We start from the raw sequence: 21,316 nt of genomic DNA on the forward strand, positions 1-21,316 counted from the left end.
AACTGATTTCTGAAAGGGTTTTCTAACTATGGAAATACTAGCGTTAGTTATCGGGATTTTATTCCTGTTAGTTTTGATTATTCAATTCAAAATGAACACCTTTGTCTCGTTGATTTTAACTTCTGTTTTGACTGCCATTCTCCTTGGCATGCCACTCACCAAGATTGCTGCCAGCATCGAAACTGGTATTGGTAGTCAATTAGGTGAATTATCACTGGTCTTTGGTTTTGGTGCCATGCTGGGTCGGTTAGTTGCCGACGCTGGTGGTGCTCACAAGATTGCCACGACTTTAATCAATAAATTTGGTCGGAAACGGCTTCAATTAGCTATCATGCTCGCGTCATTCATTATTGGTATTGCGCTATTCTTCGAAGTTGGTATGGTTCTGTTAGTTCCTATCGTCTTTGCAATCGCCGTTGAAGCTGAAGTCCCAATTCTTTACTTGGGTATTCCAATGGCAGCTGCTTTGTCAGTTACCCACGGCTTCTTACCACCTCACCCAGCACCAACTGCCATTGCCGCAGCTTTGGGTGCCAGTGATGGTAAGGTTCTGCTGTTTGGTATTATCGTTGCCATTCCTGCCGCCTACATTGCCGGCCCGCTGTTCACTAAGTTAGCCGAAAAGTTTGCCCCTTCTGCCTTCAAGCAAAAGGGTAACTTGAGTTCATTAGGTGAAGTCAAAGAAATGGCCCCAGAAGATGAACCAAGCTTTGGCATTTCTGTTTTAACTTCATTATTCCCCGTTATCTTGATGGCCATTACTACCATCTACAAGATGACCGTTGATGGCGGTACAACGCCAACTAAGAACCCAACGATGCTGGATCAAATTGTTGCCTTCATCGGTGACCCTGCCATTGCAATGCTGATTTCATTACTGTTTGCCATGTGGTCAATGGGTTGGGCTCGTAAACGGGCAACTAAAGACATCATGGAAACCGTTGAAAATGCCGTTAAATCAATTGCTATGCTGCTATTAGTTATTGGTGGTGGTGGTGCCTTCAAGCAAGTGCTGATTGACGGTGGTGTTGGTAATGAAGTTGCCAAGATCTTCACTCACTCAAGTATCAGTCCATTGATTCTTGGTTGGTTAGTCGCCGTTGTTCTCCGTGTTGCTTTAGGTTCTGCAACCGTTGCTGCTTTAACTGCAGCTGGTATTGTTGCTCCATTGATGTCAGCTGCTGGCGTTGACCCTGCCTTGATGGTACTTGCCATTGGTGCCGGTTCATTAGCCGCTTCTCACGTTAACGATGCTGGATTCTGGATGTTTAGAGAATACTTTGATTTGACGGTTAAACAAACACTTTCGATTTGGACGGTGCTTGAAACGGTTATCTCAGTTGTCGGGATCTGCATGGTTATGATTCTTAACATGTTCTTCCACTAATAATTTTTCACTAATAATTATCATGAATTTCTAATGTGAAACCCTTCCCCGGTGCGTTGTCACCGGGGTTTTTCTTTGCTATAATTGGTTGCTATTGAATTGGGAAGGACGGAAGTTATTTTGAGTGAACCAAAATTAAAACGTGAAATCGGTTTATTTACCGCCCTATCAACTGTGATGGGAACCGTTATTGGCGCAGGTGTCTTCTTCAAAGTCGCTAGTGTTGTTGAAGTTACAGGCTCCGCCAGCATGACCTTAGCCGCTTGGATCTTAGGTGGGCTGCTCACTATCTGTGCCGGATTAACCGTTGCAGAATTAGCTGCGGCAATCCCACGAACCGGTGGTGCAATCAAGTACATTGAATATACGTATGGCAAGCTACCCGGCTTTTTAATGGGCTGGGCACTGATCTTAATCTACTATCCCGCAAACATTGCAGCGTTGTCGATCATCTTCTCCACTCAGGTATTGAATTTATTCAGTCTGCCGCTGATTTGGCATCTACCGATCGCCATTGCCTGCGGACTGAGTATTACGCTCATCAACTTCTTAGGAGCGCGAGTCGGTGGGGCGTTACAATCAATCACACTCATTTTCAAGCTGATTCCAATCTTCATTATTGCCATCTTTGGTCTTTTCTCAAAGGCCCATGTCGCAGTATCACTGGTACCAATCACTGCTGGTCCGCACCTCAACTTTTGGACCGCTTTCAGCAGTGGTCTACTTGCCACCATGTTTGCTTATGATGGCTGGATCAGTATTGGCAACGTGGCGGGTGAAATGAAGCATCCTGAAAAAGACCTCCCTCGAGCAATCGTTTTAGGGTTAGTCTTCATTACCGTTATTTACGCCACCATTAACTTTGTTTTCCTGAAGAGTATGCCGGTGAGCCAAATTGCGGGTAACTTAAATACAGCTTCAGAGTCGGCTGAAATGATTTTTGGCCCAATGGGTGGCAAACTGGTCACCATCGGTATCTTGGTTTCCGTGTACGGTGCCATCAACGGCTATACCTTAACCGGGATGAGAGTACCACTTGCCATGGCCACCGAAGATTCATTGCCTTTCAGCAAGCAATTACGAAAAATTTCTCGTAAGACCTACGTTCCTTATTATGCAGGTTTCGCTGAATTGGGTATCGCCATCATCATGATGTTTATGGGCTCTTTTGATACACTGACGGACATGCTGGTCTTTGTGATGTGGATCTTTAACATCTTGCTGTTCATCGCTTTATTTATCTTAAGAAAACGAGAACCTAAACTTCGTCGGCCGTACCGAGTCCCTGGTTACCCAGTGATTCCAATTATTGCTATTCTGGGTGGCTTGTTTATTCTAATCATCACCATTTGGACTCAAACAGGTTTAGCCGTAACGGGTCTCATTTTAACGGGTATCGGCATTCCTGTTTACTATTACCATCAGCATAAACGCGACAAAACCAAAACAAAATAAATCAAGTCCTCTTTGTGAGGGCTTTTTATTTTGCAGAATTTGAGAACGATTTTGGTCAGTGCTAAACTGAAACCGGTTACTAAATTTAATGTAATGATGGGCAGATGTAATAACAATGACAACTGAATTGGAAAAACAGCAAAATGGTGAGTTGTATGATGCACACGATCCAATTTTTAAACAGTATAAGGATGAAGCTAATCAATTCTTGATGGCATACAACCAAACTCCCTATGATCAAGCAGCCAAACGCAGACAGCTTTTAGAGCATTCCCTTGGTAGTATCGGCAAAAACGTTACGGTGGGGACACCTTTTCTGTGTGATTTTGCTCGTAACATTCACTTAGGGGATAAAATCTCAATCAACATGAACTGTTCATTCATGGACTCCGGTGAAATCTGGATCGACGGTGAAACCATGATCGCACCAAACGTCCAAATCTATACGGGAACCCATCCAGTTCCGCTTTCACAGCGTTTGAATGAACAATGGGATGAACACCCTGAACAGCATTTCGTGAAAACCCGCTCCCTACCCGTCCACATCAAGCATGGCTGCTGGATTGGTGGTGGCGTCATTATTCTTCCCGGTGTCACTATCGGTGAAGGTACGGTTATTGGCGCTGGCAGTGTGGTGACCAAGGATATTCCTGATTATGTGGTTGCCGTGGGTAATCCTTGTCACGTGTTAAGAAAGATTAAGGAATAATAAAACTGCTCCCAAGCGATGACCACTTAGGAGCAGTTTTATTATGCACAATTAAGCTTTACATTGCCTCATCATCATCTGTATCCGGCAATGGTAAATCTGGAAACATATGCTTCAAGTATTCCGTAGCAGGTTCATCGGGTACCCGATCAGCCTCAACCACTTGCGTAATCGAGTTAAACGTCAGCATCAGCATGATTGCACCGTTTTCGTCGCGAACGGCATAGTATCTGATACCCAACTGAATGGCGCGGAAAACGAGCTCTTGAGCATGAATGTTCAATCGAGACATTCTTGGCAGCAACTGTTCCGTGCCAACGCGTTCCGCCTTCCACGCTGAAGCCCTTTGGTTAGCAAAGGTCATTAAACTGCCGCTGTCGTCTAAATGACTCACTAGCTTAGCAGATGGCGTGAGTTCTGGATGTGACATCACTTCAGCAAAGTCATCAATCGCGTTAATTAGCTCGGTGTGTGCCTTTAGTTGAACTGCTAGTTCACGTAACTGACGGAAGAACTGCTGCCCTTCAGCAGCCTTGAATGTTGCTTGAGTAGGTTCCTCAAGCGCTACCTGTTCATTATCTGCTTCAGCCTGCTTTAGCTGATCGATAATCTTATCGTCATCCACCGGTGTCACTAAAGCATAAATAAATAGTAGTTTCATCAAGTAAAGCGCGTGCCGACTAATCCCGTTTGACCGGAATGGTGTCGTGTCTAAACAACGAAACTCAAGGTACCGAACACCCTTAGTGGACATCTGGCTCAGTTCATCTACTCCGCGCAAACGAACTGGACCGTAAAATTCAGCCTGACTGTATAACTTTTTACTCTCAATTAAACTGGAAAGTCGGTCAACGAAGTGTGGTAACGATTGGTAAACAGTTGCATCAACGCCATCCGCAGGTAGATTAGCATAGCCAAAATGACTATTTCGAATACTTCTTACTGGATGTGATAAGCTTGCCGGTTGTTGCTTAAAGAAGCCGTCCTCAGCAACTGGTGAAGCCCCAAACAAATAAGTAATTAACCACCGATTCAAGACTAGATTTTGTGCCATTCTGAAATAGAGTGCGTTTCGAAAATCAGTGACTCGCTGAAATTCGCCTTCATAATGGGCGTAAAGTCGGTTGATCACCGGATCTGGGATGCTGTAGTTCAAGTGAACACCCGTCATAATTTTGGAAGCCACACCATATTTTTCAGTGAGATAATCACGGTAATCCTTGAAAGCAGGCCGTTCGAAGTGTGCTTTGATAAAGTCCGTGTCATCAGCGGTGAGCCGTGGTGGCATGCTCAAAGGCCAGATGCGGTCCCCACCCTGCATCGAGCGATAGAAAACCGTCTGCAGCGTGTCTAGCTGATCCAATACCCCACCAATATTTGGGTTGGGATCTGTAATAAGCTCGGCTTGTGTCTCTGCAAAATCCGTTTGCAAATAAGGATGGAAGGTCCGCGAACCCAGCATTTGTGGATGCGGTTCACGACTGAGCTGTCCCTGCATATTGACCCGATTTTCCTCAATTTCCAGTCCTACTAACCCATGATACAGTTGTTCACTGACACCTTCTGCTTTAATGACGCTCAATAGATTGTCTAACATCCGAGATCCCCCGCTTATGTGTGCTTACGTTGAATCGATTATAAATTAAAACACAGTGAGTAATCAAGGGCTTAAAGCATAAAAAAAGAACTACGGAGACTGAAATCTCCGTAGTTCCATTCATTAAATAAATTTTAATCCTTTTCCAATAACGTAACGGATTCGATATGCGGCGTTTGTGGAAATTGGTCTACGGGCTGAATTGGTTCAGTCACGTGGTAGCCTTCTTCAGCAAAACGTTGAATATCACGAACCAGCGTTGATGGGTTACAGCTGACATAAACAATCTTCTTAGGTGCCATTGCTGCTGCACTATGGATTAACGTTTCATCCAGCCCTTTACGTGGCGGATCAACAACGATCACATCCGGCTTTAGGCCCTGTTTCTGCCATTCAGCCATTTGGTATTCAGCCTTATTGGTGGCGAAATGCAAATTCGTCAAACCGTTTAACTTGGCGTTCTTCTTAGCATCTTCCACGGCAGTTGAAACAACTTCAACACCGTAGACATCCTTGGCATGGCGTGCCATGGCTAAGGAAATCGTCCCGATACCACAATAGGCATCGATCACAGTTTCGTTGCCAGTTAAGCCAGCTCGGTCAATGGCTAACTGATACAATTTTTCAGTTTGTACCGGATTAACTTGATAGAAAGACTGGGCTGAAATCTCAAAGCGGTTGCCTAACAGTGAATCGTGGATCACAGGTTCGCCATATAAGACGTTTGTGATTGGTCCAAGAATTACGTTAGTAGGCCGGTTATTGACGTTTTGAATAATGCTGGTCACTTCTGGTAACTGCTCAGAAATTTGTTCCACAATGGCCTTTGCACGAGGCAAAGTGTGGCTATTGGTAATCAGGCCAATCATCATTTCTTTTTCGTAGTAACTCTGACGAACCATCACGTTACGAATGATTCCCTTATGCGTTTTCTCATCATAAGCTGGCACGTTTTCGGCACGTAAAATGTCTCGAACGATCACAATCGCTTTATCGATCCGTGGATCTTGAATATAGAAATCAGTCAATGGTACCAAATCGTGGGAATGCTGACGGTAAAAGCCAGTTTCCAACTGTCCCTTAACCATTCGAACTGGAATCTGTGCTTTATTCCGGTAATGATAAGGTGTTTCCATCCCAATGGTTTCAGAAACACTGAGGTCAAGTTTATTCTTGGCCAGTAATGATTCGATTTGGTGCTGTTTAAAACGAAGCTGTGCTGGGTAGACCATATGTTGTAAAGGCGCGATTCCTGCCTGGGCAAGCTTACGGTCCTTCTCATCGATCTCAGCCCGATCTGGTGAAGTGGTCAAATGTTCCAAAACCCGGCCAAAGCCAAAGCTTTTACCGACTTTTGTCACCACAAACTTAATCTCTTCGCCTGGTAAAGCGTTGGCGATAAACAACGAATAATTGTCAATCTTAACCACGCCGTTACCTTCATAGGTCAGGTCCATTACGGTACCCGTGTACGTTTCGTTTTTTGCTACTGGTGCTTGTATTTTCATTAAAATCTCCTTGTTTTAACCAAAAGAAAGGTTTTGCTGCCTTACGTATCATACAGCAAAACCCTCCCAATTAATACCTAAAAAATTATTTCTTTGATTCTTCGCTCTCTGGCAGTTCTTGAACCCCAGCCAAGAATTTACGCTCAGCTTCAAGAATTTCAGGCGTTTCGGTTTCCACAGCAGCATCTGGAATATCATCCAGATTAGCATAGGTTTCGATGTGCTGCTTCAAATTAACGAAGGTCATTGGAGCATCGCCACCATATTCACCATCTAAGTTGATCATGATTTTGGAATCGCCCTTCGGTTTAGCTTCAACCTTGTGCACTTTACGATAAATAATCCGCGGATCGTTAATGTGCTTACCGCCGTTTAACACAAGGGTCAACAGACGCAAAATTTCAGCTAAATTACTGGTTTTAACAATGATCATGGTAAACTTACCGTCATTTAACGAAGCATCCGGCACGATCTGTTCAAAGCCACCGACCGAATTGGTCAATGCCAGAAAGAACATGGAAGCTTCACCGTCGTATTCTTCACCATCATATTTAAGATCCACCTTAAATGGTCGAATCCGGGGTAGTAATTCCGCTCCCTTAACCAAGTAAGCTAAGTAACCAAACAACGTTTTTAAGTTGGATGGTACTTCATAGGTCAACTCAGTTAAGCGACCCCCACCGGCAATGTTGACAAAGTACTTCTTACCTGCTAACCCAATGTCCATTTTAATCGTTTGATTCTTTAAAACGACCTTGGCAGCAGCTAATGGATCCTCACGTGGAATTCGCAGTGCACGAGCGTAATCATTCGTGGTACCAGCTGGAATAATGGCCATCTTAGGCCGTTTCTTCAAGCCAGCAATCCCGTTGACGACCTCGTTAATGGTGCCATCGCCACCGGCTGCCACAACTAAATCAAAGCCTTCGCGACTTACCCGTTCGGCTTCGTCACGTGCCGAATTAGGAGCTGGGGTAGTAGCAAACGCACTCGTCTCGTACCCCGCCTGTTCGAAGACTCCTAAAATATCGATCATATCCTTCTTCAAAGCCTCCCGGCCGGAAGAAGGATTATATATCACTCGCGCACGTTTCCGCATAAGTGTTTCCCTCCAATATTAAACAACTAACGTTTACTTTTTAAGTGAAGCAATCAGCAGCTTGTTAACCACTTGAGGGTTAGCCTTACCGTGAGTTTGCTTCATGATTTGACCCACAAGGTAACCAACGGCACGGTCTTTACCATTGTTGTAGTCATCAATAGATTGCTGATTATCAGCCAGAACTGAGTCGATGATGGGTTGCAGTTGAGCTGGGTCAGATAACTGAACCAGACCCTTTTCTTCAACGAAGGCCTTAGGTTCTTTGCCTTGGGTGATCGCTTTAAAGACTTTCTTAGCCATCTTAGATGAAATGGTCCCATCCGTGATCAAGTTGATCATACCGGCTAAGTTAGCTGGTGTCAGCTTAGTGTCTTGCAAATCGGCATGCTGTTCGTTCAAGAAGGCGTTAACGTCACCTTGAAGGTAGTTAGCAGCTGACTTAGGATCAGCACCAAGTTTAACCGTTTCGTCGAAGAAATCGGCCATTTCCTTAGTTTGCGTCAGAACCATGGCATCGTAGTCAGTTAAGCCAAGTTCCTTGACGTAACGCTGACGACGACTACCTGGCATTTCGGGCATTTCAGCACCAATCTCGTTGACCCATTCATCACTGATGTTCAGTGCTGGCAGATCTGGTTCTGGGAAGTAACGATAATCATCGGAACCTTCCTTGACACGCATCAAAATAGTCTGACCAGTGGTCTCGTCAAAACGACGGGTTTCTTGTTGAATCTGGCCGCCAGACATCAGGACACGTTGCTGACGCTGTTCCTCAAACGCTAGGCCCTTGCGAACGTAGTTAAAGGAGTTCAGGTTCTTCAGCTCAGTCTTTGTCCCGTATTCCTTTTGACCCTCAGGCCGAATGGAAATGTTGACATCGACACGCATGGAACCTTCTTCCATCTTCACGTCGGAAATCCCGGTAAATTGAATTCGTTGACGAAGTGCTTCAAGGTACGCATAAGCTTCGTCAGGAGAAGCGATTTCTGGCTTCGACACGATTTCAATCAATGGTGTGCCTTGACGGTTCAAGTCAACGTATGAATAATCGCGTTCATGGGTGTTCTTACCAGCATCTTCTTCAATATGCATTTCGGCGATCCCGATGCGCTTCTTTTCACCGTCAACCTCAATTTCAATCCAGCCATCATGCGCAATTGGCTTGTCAGATTGGGTAATTTGGTAAGCTTTCGGGTTATCAGGATAAAAGTAGTTCTTCCGGTCGAAGTGGGTATGTGGTTCAACTTGAGCATGGAGTGCTAAAGCAGCCATGATACCGGACTTCACAACACCTTTATTGGTGGTTGGTAATACCCCAGGATAGCCCCAATCAATGACGTTGGTGTTAGCGTTAGGTTCATCACCAAACTCTACGGGAGATGGACTAAAGATCTTTGAATTGGTTTTTAATTCAACGTGGACTTCAAGTCCGATAGTTGTTTTAAAATTCATTAGTTATTACCCCCTTGCTTAGGTGTTTGTTTGTGAAAATCGGTAGCTTGTTCAAAGACGTAACCGGCTTTATAAAGCGTCGATTCGTCAAATGGCCGACCGATGAGTTGCATTCCAACTGGCATGCCTTTAGCAAAACCAGCAGGAATCGACATCCCTGGCAATCCAGCAAGGTTAACGGGGATCGTCAAAATATCGTTCATGTACATCGTCATTGGGTCAGAAACTTCTTCACCGATCTTGTAAGCTGGCGTTGGCGCAACTGGACCCATGATGAAGTCATGATCTTTCAAAACGGCTTGGAAGTCGTTAATGATCAGCGTCCGTACTTGAGCGGCCTTCTTGAAGTAGGCATCGTAGAAACCAGCTGAAAGTGAGAATGTCCCCAGCATGATCCGACGCTTAACTTCATCACCAAAGCCTTCGCTACGGGAGTTCACGTAAACGTCTTCTAGGTTCTTAACGTCTTTAGAACGGTGACCGTAACGAATCCCATCAAACCGTTGTAAGTTAGATGAAGCTTCTGAACTAGCGATAATGTAGTAAGCAGCAACACCATACTTGTTGTGAGGTAATGACACCTCGTCAACCGTTGCACCCAGTTCACGGTATTTATCAGCTGCAGCCAAAATCGCATCTTTAACTTCTTGGTCAACACCTTCGCCTAAGAATTCCTTAGGTAAACCAATTTTCATACCCTTAACACTGGTTTGATCGTTCAATTCAGCAGCAAAGTCTGGCACTTCTTTAGTTGAAGTGGTCAGATCATGGTCATCGTGACCAGCAACTGCGGATAGCAAAATAGCGTTATCCTTCACTGTTCGAGTCATTGGACCAATCTCATCAAGACTTGAAGCAAAGGCAATCAAGCCCCAACGAGAAATGCGGCCATAAGTTGGTTTCATCCCAACAATTCCGTTAAATGATGATGGCTGACGAATCGAACCACCAGTATCGGAACCAAATGCGGCAACCACTTCGCCAGAAGCAACGGCAGCTGCTGAACCACCTGATGAACCACCAGGTACGCGGGTGTAATCCCAAGCGTTTTTAGTGGTTTTAAAAGCAGAGTTTTCAGTGGAACCACCCATGGCAAATTCATCCATGTTGGTCTTACCCACGTTAATCACACCCTTATCGTTTAGGGTGCTAACAACCGTTGCATCGTAGACTGGCACAAAGTTCTCCAGCATCTTTGAAGCAGCCGTTGTGGTTAATCCCTTGGTGACAATGTTGTCCTTGATTGCTAGTGGAATACCAGCAAGAATGTTATCTGGGTCAACACCCTTTTCATCCATTTCGGCAGCCTTCTTCAAAGCTGCATCCTTGTTCAAAGCCAAAAAGGCGTTCAAGTCAGGGTCAGTAGCTGCAATGTTATCAAAAGTAGCCTTAACCAAATCAGTCACACTGATCCGCTTAGCCACTAAATCATCATGCAGCGATGTGAGATCTTTTTCGAAATAGTTCATCGTTTCTACTCATCCTCACTTTCATCAATAATCGTTGGTACTCGAATGTAGCCTTTTTCAGATTCTGGTGCGTTAGCCAGTAAGGCATCGCGCTGTCCCCAGTTGTCGGCAACGTCTTCTCTCATAACGTTGATCTGGTCGCTGACACTTGAAGTGGGTTCAATCCCTTCAGTATCGACTTCGTTTAAGGTTTCAAATAACCCAATAATTTCATCTAATTGGGTGGTAAAGTACTTCAGTTGATCGTCGTTCAGACTTAACTTCGCTAACGAGGCAACGTGTTGTACCTGGTCTTGATCAATTCGACTTGCCATCAAGTTTCCCTCTTTCACAAGAATTCTGCGTAAATTACGCTACACATCAAATATACTACCACAATATGACTCAAAATAGCACTGGTTTTAAGGTCCAAACCAGTGCTATTTTTGATTGACACAAATTTTAATCAATAACTATTAAAGACGTGAGAAGTAAACTTCTTCGCGCCGTTGTCACGACTCAGGAACGATTGAACCCCTTCCGTGGAACTGACAGTGATGTCAATTGGCGCGTTAGAAGGCAAGTATTTTTGCGCAGCCTGTTGCAGATACTGCGTAAAACTAATAATTTCAGTTTGACTATAGAATTGCGTTGTAATGTTAACGTTCATCCCCGTCAGCTGTTTATTAGTGTAATGCGCCTGAGCAGTAACTCCACTCAAATTAGGGAAGTAGTTTTGAATTTGGCTCTTAAAGTTTTCAAAGGAAGCTTCATCGTTTGAATTACCGCTACCTGAGTTACCGTTAGTAGCTTTAGAAGACGTTGTTGGATAAACGTAATTCTGTTCGCTGATTGGCTTCCATGAGCTAACTGTCGTTGCCCCAGCTTTATTGTTTGAATAAGAGAAGAAACTGCCCCCAACTAAGCTATCCGTTGGTGCCTGTCGATAAAGTGCAATCGTGATCGGCACGTTCTTCAACGCTGGTTTTTGACGTAGACGGGCAAGCACTTGATTGGCAATCTGACGACCTTCACGCTGGGCTTCTGCCTTGCTGATCTTGGTTTGATAAGTTGAACCAAAGTTCTTCTTTTCGTAATAATCAACGGAGTTCATACCCAGACCAATGGTAACGCCGGACAGCGTCAATTTCTTGCCGTTTTGCTTCATAAAGTCTTGTTCTTCCATCTGTTGCAGGTAGATTGGGTTTCGAGTATTCGGATCAGTTTTACCGTTATTGACAGGGTTTAACCCATCTGGATTAGACTTCGATTTACGCCCCAACCAATTTTGAACGGTACTGGTATTCAAATACTGTCCCTCTTCAAAAATGTATTTGCTTGGTGAATAAACCTTTTTAGAAACGGTTAACAGACCACTTTCAAAACTCTTCAGGTTAAACTGATTATCGTTTTGAGAAACATTGACGCCACGAGACTTGCTCGTTACATACCGGCCGTTTTTGATGACACTTTGGTAGTCGCCGGCAGCTGCCTGTCCAGTAAGCTGAGTACCCTTATTGCTACTATTGCCACTGGTGCTGGCACCGTTAGAACTCCCTAAATTACCACAGGCGCTTAAAAAGAGTCCGCAGATTGCCATCACAAATAAGGCTTTAAATCGTTTCATTACTTCTTTCCTCCATCTTCAGACTGGCCCGACATCTCGGCTGCAAACCGTTCTTCGTTCCAGACTGGTACGTCGAGAGCTTCTGCCTTGGTTAACTTACTGCCGGCATCCGTTCCCGCGATCACAAGATCCGTCTTTTTTGAAACACTGCTCGTCACATCTGCACCCTGCGCTTCTAGCCAAGCACTGGCATCACCGCGTGTCATACTGGTCAACTTTCCGGTCAGCACAACGCGCTTACCGCTAAAGAAGCCATCAGCCGGTGCAGTTTGTTCAGTACCTGACGTGTAAGTCATATTGACACCACGTTCTTCAAGTTCGTGAACCAGTTGACGGGCACCCTCATTGCTAAAATAAGTCACCAAACTGTCCGCAATCGTATCGCCGACTGAGTCGATCTCCGCGATTTCTTCTTGACTGGCAGCCATCACATTGGCCATGTTATTAAAGTGAGCAGCAATGAGTCGAGCAGCTTTATTACCCACGTGACGAATCCCTAATCCAAATAATAAGCGTTCTAGCGAATTATTGCGACTGTTATCCAGTGCATTTAATAAATTATTAGCAGATTTCTCACCAAACTTATCTAAAGTCACTAATTGATCAAAGGTCAGGTCATATAAATCGGCAACGTCTTCAACGTATTTCTTCTCAAATAACTGACTGATGATCCGTGGACCGAGACCGTCGATATTCATGGCATTCCGTGAAGCAAAGTGCGTCATCTGTTCCGTCAATTGTTTTGGACAGCGCGGATTAATGCAACGTAGTGCCACTTCACCGTCTAAATGGACCAGAGTAGCACCACAGGATGGACACTGCGTCGGAATCACGTAAGGTTCGCTGTCGGCCGGCCGTTTGCTAGGAATATAGTTCGAAATTTCAGGAATAATATCGCCAGCTTTGTGCAACATCACAGTGTCGTTAATGCGAATGTCTTTTTCGGTCAGGTAATCCGGGTTATGCAAAGTCGCCCGAGCCACCGTTGTGCCTGCCAATTGCACTGGATCCATGATCGCTGTTGGAGTGACCACGCCGGTACGGCCAACCGTCCATTCAATATCGTGAACAATAGTTGCGGCTTCTTCTGGCGGAAATTTATACGCAATTGCCCAGCGAGGCACCTTAACCGTGGCACCCATTGACCGCTGTACGGGCAGTGAGTTGACCTTCACCACAATCCCATCAATGCCGTACGATAAATCATCACGTTGCTGCGTGTATTCATCAATATAAGCGTTGACCTCGTCCATATTATGAGCCACCCGATAATTCGGGTTAGTGGTAAACCCAAGTTCAGCGAGTTCATCGATGAGACCGCTCTGGGTCCGCGTATTCAACGGTTCATAATCAGCCACGTTATACATAAACGTACTGAGTTTTCGTTCTGCCGTTATCTTGGTATTTAACTGCCGTAAGCTACCAGCAGCAGCGTTTCTCGGATTAGCAAATACTGACTTACCTTCAGCGTCCCGCTTCTTATTCAGTTCAATAAAGGACGCCTTGGGCATATAGCACTCCCCGCGCACTTCAATGGTCAAAGGTCGGCTCAACTGAGTGGGAATCGACGGGATCGTCTTCAGGTTAGCCGTAATATCTTCACCGATCTGACCGTTACCACGAGTTGATCCTTGAACCAGCTTACCGTCTACATAACGCAACGAAATTGCCAGACCGTCAATTTTTAACTCACAGTTGTAAGTACCAGCCTCGTTTTCCGTAATGTGGTTCACAAAATCAGCCAATTCTTCCTTTGAGAAAACGTCGCCCAAAGACAGCATGGGAATGTCGTGAGTCACCTTGGAAAAATCAGTTGAAACGTTTCCGCCCACGTTTTGAGTCGGTGAATCCGGTGTAATCAAATCCGGGTACTTTGTTTCAATGGCCACTAATTGGGCGTATTTTTGATCATAAACGGAGTCTTCAACCGTTGGGGCGTCCTCACTGTAATAAGCCTCTCCCCAAGCACGCAGCTGCGGTCGAAGTTGTTTTGCTAAAGTCTCTGCTTCTGCTTTTGTTAGAGAATCAAGTGATGGTTCCATTTCAACACCCCTGTTATTCTTCTACCTTTGTAATTGGCGCAAAGGCAGCTAATAGTCTTTTGACACCTTCTTGCGGAAAGGCAATATCCAGTTCCATATCTTCGCCAGTACCGTTGATCTTAACCACGGTACCAGTTCCCCACTTCTTATGGGTGACTTTATCGCCAGTTCGCCAAGCTTGTTTGTCAGCACCAGTGCCGTTGTTTACGGTCACTGAACTAGAGCGCTTCTGGTGATAAGTCGTGGCTGTGGCTGATGCTGTTCGTCGGTCAAATGGTGTCCGCAGTGAGGTAGCGCCAGTTTCGCCTGGCGTCGTTCGGTTATCCATTTGCAGTAAATCCGGTTCAATTTCTTCAATAAAACGGGATTGCGGATTTCGTTGCGGACGACCATACAGCATCCGTGAAAAGGCGTTGGTAATAAAGAGCCGCTGCTTAGCACGGGTAATTCCCACGTAAGCCAATCGGCGCTCTTCTTCCAGCTGATCATGGTCTTCCATGGCACGGCTCAATGGGAAAATACCGTCTTCCATCCCAATGAGGAAGACAACGGGAAATTCCAGTCCCTTAGCGGCATGCAGCGTCATTAAGGTCACTTGGGCGGGTTCTTCATCCACATCATCCTGGTCGGAAACCAGTGCCAATTCCGCTAAAAAGTCAACGATCCGGTCACCCGAGTCGCTCTCGTCGGCATCGTAACTTTCATCAAATTTCTGTGTAACGGACAAAAATTCCTGAATGTTTTCCAGACGGGTTTCAGACTCCAAACTGCGAGATGCTTGCAACGCCGCTTTATAGCCGGTAGTGTCCAAAATTTGTTCAGTTAATTCCGTGACGGTACTGTCTTTAACAATGGCCTGCAACTTTTGAATCGTGGTTGCGAAACCGCCAATGGCACCCCGAGCACGGCTGGAAATACCATTGGCCACATCAACGTTCATGGCCGCTTCCAACTCTGACCAGCCGTTATCCTGCGCAAATGCCCGTAACTTGGTCAATGAACCAGTACCAATCCCACGTTTAGGTTCATTAATCACTCGCTCCAAGCTGAGGGTATCCGCACCGTTTGCCACTAACGTCAGATAAGCCAGCATGTCCTTGATTTCTTTACGATCATAGAACTTGTGCCCACCAACAATGGTATATGGCACATTGGCCTTGACTAGCGTTTCTTCCATCACACGAGACTGAGCGTTAGTACGGTATAGAACCGCAAAGTCACCATATTGATAATGCTGTTCACGCATTAAGTCCTGGATTTGAGAAACAACGTATCGGGCTTCATCGTTTTCACTTTGGCCACGATAATAATGAATCTTTTCACCCTGTTCGTTTTCAGTCCAGAGGTTTTTATCTTTCCGGTAACCGTTGTTTTTGATAACTTGGTTAGCGGCATCCAAAATGGTTTTGGTTGACCGGTAATTTTGCTCAAGCATAGTGACGTGAGCATCCGGATAATCCTTTTCAAAATTCATGATGTTTTCAATGTTAGCACCGCGCCAACCATAAATACTTTGGTCGGAGTCACCCACAACACACAGGTTATGGTGCTCACGTGCCAGCATATTCACTAACGTATATTGCGCATCGTTGGTATCTTGGTATTCGTCCACGTGAATGTACTGAAACTTCTTTTGGTATTCTGCCAGTACATCCTTATTTTCATTAAATAACTGGATGGTCAACATGATCAAATCATCAAAATCCATAGCTTGATTACGCTGCAACCCGTTTTGATAAGCGTCGTAAGCTCGTGCAGTGACCTCATCCATGCGGTTACCGGCTTCCTGAGCTAACTGCTTAGGGGTTTTAAGTTCGTTTTTAGCGTTGGAAATTTTGCCTAAGATTGCTCGTGGATCAAACTGTTTCGTGTCCACGTTCATATCAGCTAATACCCGCTTCATTAACGTCCGCTGATCACCAGTATCAGCAATTGAAAACGCTCTGTTATATCCTAGCTTATCCGCGTGACGGCGCAAAATTCGCACACACAGCGCATGGAAAGTCGAGGCCCAGACATCGTTGCCTTCTGGCCCCAACAGCTTGACGATTCGTTCGCGCATCTCACGAGCCGCCTTGTTGGTAAAGGTAATGGCCAGCACGTGCCAAGGCATCACGCCCTTTTCAATCAAGTAAGCGATCCGGTGGGTCAAGACCCGCGTCTTACCACTACCGGCACCGGCCATGATCAACAGCGGCCCCTCAGTATGTTCAACAGCTTCTCGTTGTTCCTTATTCAGTTTTGCTAACAATGCAGATTCAGCCACAATATTATTCCTCTCCTGTTTGTACGGTTACTTCGCGCTGATGATTTAGCCATCAGTGCGCATCTTAACAAATTCACTAGTAAAATTGTCGCCTATCTTGACTGATAAAGCAACACTTTTATCGGAAAAATTAAACATACGTTCGCATTAAAAAAGGCACCCTCGTGAGAGTACCTCTTGATTATTCAATTTCAGAATCTGTGGAACCCTGTGACCAGATCTCGGTATCTTCCAATTGCTCCAGCAGTTTGTTGATATCGTCGCCCTGAACCAGAACGTGACCCGCTAGTTTTTGACCGTCAAAATCTTGATGCCCTTGGCGGTAGAACGAGAAGTGCCAGTTGGGTTTCAACGTCCACTGTGTTCGCATGGCGTTGGCCTGATGCTGTGTAAAGGCCGCCATCACCGTGGGTTTCAAAACCTGGACGTCGCTTAACGGCATCCCAGCGATAGCCCGTAAATGCTGCTCAAATTGACTAACCGTTGTGGCTCGGTCAAAGATTCGGCCAGCTTCGCCAAAGGTTGGAATGATCTGCTTAACGTAGATCGAACCGTTCTCGTTGATCATAAAATCAACTTCAAACACGCCGACGTACTTCACGTTAGCCACGATTTCGTGACAGATTCGGTCCATTTCTGCTTGGACATCCGGATCGATGGATACCGGTAAATAAGCCCAAGCCATGATGCCGTTTTGACGTTTGACCTCAACTGTTGGGAACAAACTAGCTTCCCCGTTTGCAGCGCGCGCAACGGTCACGGTAAACTCCCGTGAATAGTCCACGGTGGACTCTAGAATATAAGTTCCCCAGTCCATTAAACCTGCCGCTTGCGCAATATCAGTCTGAGTCCGAATCGTCATTTCTTGGCCGTGAACCAGATCTTTTTGAATCGGCTTAAGAACGCTTGGGTAACCAATGGAATTAATCGATTGGTAAACATCATCAAGACTGACGATGGTGGCGTACGGTGGAATATTAACGTTTAGTTGTTCGTAGAATGCTCGCTCAAGTAAGCGGTCCTGCATCATCATCTGAAAATCAGAGCCTTGCGGTAACAGGGTTGATTCTTCAATCACCGAGAGAACGTCCGGACTAAGATGTTGAGAATCGTAAGTGACCAGATCACAACGTTCTGCGAAATCAGTCAACCGGTCATGGTCAGACAGTTCGCCAACGATTTTAAAATCAGCCAATTGCAGCATTTCGCTAGTTTCGTCAGGGCCATATGCGCCCACCTTAAAACCTGCTTGGCGTGCTGCGGACACAATCATTGGTCCATCTGTACTGTCGCCGATTACCCCAATGGTGCCTCCTGGATACAAAACATGATTGTCCAAATTTGTTCACTACCTTCTTATCAATAAAAGATGATCTTTTATTTTCATTATAACTTTACTTACAAATTGTACTACTAAATCGCTGAATCTTTAAAAAGTCTTATGCCCGAGTTTACTGCCGAAAACGACGGCGAACCTTTTTGACCCAGAAACCGCCAGAAATATATTTCGGCTCGTAGGTGATGATAAAGGCCTTGGGTTCGCGGTCATTAACAATGCCATAAAGTCGCTGTTCTTGATTTCTAGGTGTCAAAATATCTAACACCAAACGATCGCCTTCCAGACCTTCCGCGTGGCTCTGAGTCACCCCAAAACCGCTTGAACGAAGAATCTTCGGCAGTTCACTGTCCGTACTGGGGAGGATAACGGTTGCCATGATGTAGCCCAGCGCCAGCTTATCTTCAATCCAGATGCCGACTCGAACACCGACACCGTAACCCAAAGCATACGCGATAACATTCCAGACGTTATCCAACTGGTTCAAGACCATGGCCAAACCAACCACGTAAACTGTGATTTCTACCACACTCAAAATTGGGGCCAAATTACGGTAGCCTTTCATGGTGAGCATGAATCGAAGCGTGTTTAACGTGATGTAAACGAAACTAATGACGAAAATTGAAATAATAGTCCAAATCATGGTCCCGCCTCCAATCGTACAATACCAACTGACTAGCGAAATAGCAGTGATACAACTTTACTTCGTGTCAGGATCAGCAAAAGTGACCTGGTTATCGTCCAACGAAGCGATGCTTGCCAGAGCTTCCAAATGGATGCCTTGATCCAGCACCATTTTGTGACCCTTCTGGAACCGCTTTTCAATCACTACGCCAACACCTGCAACGTCCACTTGTGCGGCTTTACAAATTTCCAGCATACCTTGTACCGCTTGACCGTTAGCCAAGAAATCATCGATGATCAGCACTTTATCATCCGAATCAATAAACCGTTTGTCAATACTGATATCGTTGTTGACCTGCTTGGTGTACGAGTAGACCGTTGCCGTATAAAGGTTATCAGTCAATGTCAGTGACCGGTGTTTACGTGCAAATACCACCGGCACGTTCATCTGAAAGCCTGCCATCAAAGCGGGCGCGATTCCAGATGATTCAACCGTTAAGATCCGGGTAACCCCTTCATTTTCAAACAGCCGCTTAAATTCCGCGCCTATTTCATACATTAACTGGGGATCAACTTGATGATTCAAAAAGTTATCCACTTTTAACACTTCACCGGGTAAAACAGTGCCGTCGCGTTTGATTCGATCTTCTAGTAACTTCATCGCTGATTTCCTCCTAATAACGTCCAGTCGAACGTTTCTAACTTATGATTAGTGTACTCGAAAAATCACGGTTTTGCCAACCTGAAAGCGACCTTACCAGCCTAAAATAGTGCCTAAGCCAATCCATACGATGCAAAATAATGCCATAATCAAAGAATTTTGAACGGCGTACTTAAAGGTTTCCTTCTTCACTTGTTTAGCCAGAAAAGCACGGGTATTACGATAAATTAGGGGAATGCTGAGTAAGACTAACACGCTCATAATCGGCAAGTAGCCCAGAATGACGCTGATAATCAAACAGATATACCCGGCAACGTAATCACCGACGAAAACTTTTAACATGGTCGGCTTGCCAAAGTAATACACGATTGTTTTACGGTTCAGCGTCTTGTCTTCTTCCGCATCGCACAGGTTATTTGCCAGCATGATGTTAGCAATGGCAAACACCGCAATGCCAGACGTCAGCAGCACTTTAAAGAACAGTGACCAAGTTAACGACTGGACTGGATAAGTATTGATGTAAACGGAGATCAGGGTGATCACAAAGCCCATGGTCAGCCCGGAAAATGCCTCCCCGAAAGGCGTGGTAGAAATGGGCCGTGGACCAGCAGCATAGCAGTACCCCACTAAAAAGCAGAACACGCCCATTACTAATAACGGCCAACTCGTTTCAATGACCAGCAGAATCCCCAAAATAGTGGCGCTACCAGCCATTAAAATAATCAGGTTACGAATCAAGTTAACGGATAAATGGTGGACACCGATAATGTTGGTTTTCCGCTTCCACTCAGCAGCTTCAGCGGTTGCATGGCGGTAATCCGAATAGTTATCGTGGGCATCAACTGCCATGTTAAAGAGCAGCATGGCCACGAAAAACGTAATCGCCAACGGCCAGTTCACTTGACCAAACACATAGTAGGAAAAGAAGAGCCCCATGAAGAAAGGCCACACGGAAGCAATTTTTGCTTTAGCCTCCACTAGTTCCAAAAAAACATTTACAGACATAAAAAAACCTCCAAAAAATAATGATGCCAAAATTGACATTGGTGCGTGAGCTTTGTATCTTAAACATAGCGCTTTACAAAGGAGAATTTCGATGAACTTATCATTTTGGGCAGCGACCCCACAGGTGCAAGAGCAACTTAAACAGTTACAACGTTACCTGCTTAAGACCATTGACCTGCCAGACCAACCCATACATAGTAAAATACTAAAACTTCTTCAGTCGGGTGGCAAGTTCCTGCGGCCGGGCATTTTTTACCTGTTTGCCGAACTGGGTCCCAATCATGATCCAGATCAGCTATTAGCCGGTGCCAGTGCTCAGGAACTCTTACATCTGGCACTTAAATTTCACGACCAAATTTCCGATGACAAGCTGAAAATTCCCAATCCCGGTCACAATCAGCAACGCAATGCCATTTACGCCGGAGATTATTTGTTCACCCGCTACTTTGAGGAAATTTTGAAGACGGCGCCTTCCTCATCCGAATTTTCTGATCATTTAAAAGCCATGCAACGCATTCTTACCGGCCATTTAGATCAGTTGCAGCACCGTTTTGACTTCACCGAAACTGTAGCCGACTATTTTGCGGAAATTAATCAGCGAACTGGCGAAGCCTTTCAATTTAGCGCTGAGCAGGGTGCCAGAATTGCGGGTGCAACCCCTGAACTTGTTACGCTTAGCGCTGAACTGGGAACAACGATCGGTAATGCGTATCAAGTCAGTCAAGACATTCAGCTCGCTTTTAACGATCAACAGAATTTATTGGGTAGCCTCCAAAACGGTCAGTACCCGTTACCGCTCATTTTGAGTATGAACCAGCCCGAGATTCGCCAATTGCTTGAAAAGCGTCAGACTTTAACGCTAGAAGACGTTCAGTTAATCCAAAACCAACTTGATCAGCCAACAGTCGAAGCTCAGTATAAACAGCTAACTGATCACATTGATGACCTGCTAAATCAATTGCCAACTGGGAAAGCACAAACGGATTTGCGGCAGTTTGTTGGGCGATTGCTTTAAACGTGGTCAAGAGAGCAGAGACTTGCATCTAAGTCACTTCTAACAGAACCCACGTCAAAGTACGCCGTGCCTTCTGTTAGAA

Annotated in this window: 17 protein-coding genes; 4 read left to right on the plus strand and 13 right to left on the minus strand. The window is 45.3% G+C overall.

What is annotated here, in order from left to right; genetic code table 11:
• Nucleotides 1-28: 28 nt before the first annotated feature.
• From CES82_RS09600 to CES82_RS09610, 3 genes are all read left to right on the plus strand, one after another.
• Nucleotides 29-1,387: a gluconate:H+ symporter gene (locus tag CES82_RS09600; RefSeq protein ID WP_098825767.1), complete on the plus strand. Its 1,359-nt coding sequence runs from the start codon at nucleotides 29-31 to the stop codon at nucleotides 1,385-1,387.
• Between the two features lie 120 nt (nucleotides 1,388-1,507).
• On the plus strand, nucleotides 1,508-2,842 hold the full coding sequence (locus CES82_RS09605; protein ID WP_098825769.1) for an APC family permease: 1,335 nt from the start codon (nucleotides 1,508-1,510) through the stop codon (nucleotides 2,840-2,842).
• Between the two features lie 115 nt (nucleotides 2,843-2,957).
• Nucleotides 2,958-3,551 carry a sugar O-acetyltransferase gene (locus CES82_RS09610; protein WP_098825771.1) on the plus strand — a complete coding sequence of 198 codons (594 nt, stop codon included), beginning with the start codon at nucleotides 2,958-2,960 and terminating at the stop codon, nucleotides 3,549-3,551.
• A 58-nt stretch (nucleotides 3,552-3,609) separates the two neighbouring features.
• Here CES82_RS09610 and CES82_RS09615 read toward each other — a convergent pair whose 3' ends face one another.
• From CES82_RS09615 to CES82_RS09675, 13 genes are all read right to left on the minus strand, one after another.
• The gene (locus CES82_RS09615; RefSeq protein WP_098825773.1) at nucleotides 3,610-5,148 is read right to left on the minus strand and encodes a gamma-glutamylcysteine synthetase; all 1,539 of its coding nucleotides are present in this window, start codon (nucleotides 5,146-5,148) and stop codon (nucleotides 3,610-3,612) included.
• Nucleotides 5,149-5,282: 134 nt separating this feature from the next.
• Complete coding sequence (gene rlmD, locus CES82_RS09620; RefSeq protein ID WP_098825775.1) at nucleotides 5,283-6,656, minus strand: 23S rRNA (uracil(1939)-C(5))-methyltransferase RlmD; 1,374 nt, start codon at nucleotides 6,654-6,656, stop codon at nucleotides 5,283-5,285.
• Nucleotides 6,657-6,741: 85 nt separating this feature from the next.
• Nucleotides 6,742-7,755 carry a diacylglycerol kinase gene (locus tag CES82_RS09625; protein ID WP_098825776.1) on the minus strand — a complete coding sequence of 338 codons (1,014 nt, stop codon included), beginning with the start codon at nucleotides 7,753-7,755 and terminating at the stop codon, nucleotides 6,742-6,744.
• 33 nt (nucleotides 7,756-7,788) lie between these two features.
• Nucleotides 7,789-9,210, minus strand: coding sequence for an Asp-tRNA(Asn)/Glu-tRNA(Gln) amidotransferase subunit GatB (gene gatB, locus CES82_RS09630; RefSeq protein WP_098825778.1), 1,422 nt, complete (start codon nucleotides 9,208-9,210; stop codon nucleotides 7,789-7,791).
• A complete protein-coding gene (gene gatA / locus CES82_RS09635) occupies nucleotides 9,210-10,679 on the minus strand; it encodes an Asp-tRNA(Asn)/Glu-tRNA(Gln) amidotransferase subunit GatA (RefSeq protein WP_098825780.1) in 1,470 nt (489 codons plus the stop codon). The genes gatB and gatA overlap by 1 nt, the downstream gene beginning before the upstream one ends.
• Nucleotides 10,680-10,684: 5 nt before the next feature.
• On the minus strand, nucleotides 10,685-10,993 hold the full coding sequence (gene gatC / locus CES82_RS09640; RefSeq protein ID WP_098825781.1) for an Asp-tRNA(Asn)/Glu-tRNA(Gln) amidotransferase subunit GatC: 309 nt from the start codon (nucleotides 10,991-10,993) through the stop codon (nucleotides 10,685-10,687).
• A 131-nt stretch (nucleotides 10,994-11,124) separates the two neighbouring features.
• Complete coding sequence (locus CES82_RS09645) at nucleotides 11,125-12,285, minus strand: CamS family sex pheromone protein (RefSeq protein WP_098825783.1); 1,161 nt, start codon at nucleotides 12,283-12,285, stop codon at nucleotides 11,125-11,127.
• Nucleotides 12,285-14,327 (minus strand): NAD-dependent DNA ligase LigA, encoded by a 2,043-nt coding sequence (ligA, locus tag CES82_RS09650; protein WP_098825784.1) that lies wholly within the window; start codon nucleotides 14,325-14,327, stop codon nucleotides 12,285-12,287. Before ligA ends, CES82_RS09645 begins: the two co-directional genes overlap by 1 nt.
• Before the next feature lie 13 nt (nucleotides 14,328-14,340).
• Entirely contained in the window at nucleotides 14,341-16,593 is a 2,253-nt protein-coding gene (gene pcrA, locus CES82_RS09655; RefSeq protein ID WP_098825786.1) for a DNA helicase PcrA, read from the minus strand.
• Nucleotides 16,594-16,774: 181 nt separating this feature from the next.
• A complete protein-coding gene (locus CES82_RS09660; RefSeq protein WP_098825788.1) occupies nucleotides 16,775-17,932 on the minus strand; it encodes an ATP-grasp domain-containing protein in 1,158 nt (385 codons plus the stop codon).
• A gap of 112 nt (nucleotides 17,933-18,044) precedes the next feature.
• A complete protein-coding gene (locus CES82_RS09665) occupies nucleotides 18,045-18,572 on the minus strand; it encodes a DUF2179 domain-containing protein (RefSeq protein ID WP_098825790.1) in 528 nt (175 codons plus the stop codon).
• 57 nt (nucleotides 18,573-18,629) lie between these two features.
• Nucleotides 18,630-19,214: a xanthine phosphoribosyltransferase gene (locus tag CES82_RS09670; RefSeq protein ID WP_098825792.1), complete on the minus strand. Its 585-nt coding sequence runs from the start codon at nucleotides 19,212-19,214 to the stop codon at nucleotides 18,630-18,632.
• Between the two features lie 93 nt (nucleotides 19,215-19,307).
• Entirely contained in the window at nucleotides 19,308-20,219 is a 912-nt protein-coding gene (locus tag CES82_RS09675; RefSeq protein WP_098825794.1) for a 1,4-dihydroxy-2-naphthoate polyprenyltransferase, read from the minus strand.
• Between the two features lie 91 nt (nucleotides 20,220-20,310).
• Between CES82_RS09675 and CES82_RS09680 the strand changes: the two genes are divergently transcribed.
• Nucleotides 20,311-21,234 carry a polyprenyl synthetase family protein gene (locus tag CES82_RS09680; protein WP_098825796.1) on the plus strand — a complete coding sequence of 308 codons (924 nt, stop codon included), beginning with the start codon at nucleotides 20,311-20,313 and terminating at the stop codon, nucleotides 21,232-21,234.
• Nucleotides 21,235-21,316: the final 82 nt, after the last annotated feature.

The organism is Secundilactobacillus silagincola, from assembly GCF_002583405.1.
Classification (GTDB): Bacteria; Bacillota; Bacilli; order Lactobacillales; family Lactobacillaceae; genus Secundilactobacillus; species Secundilactobacillus silagincola.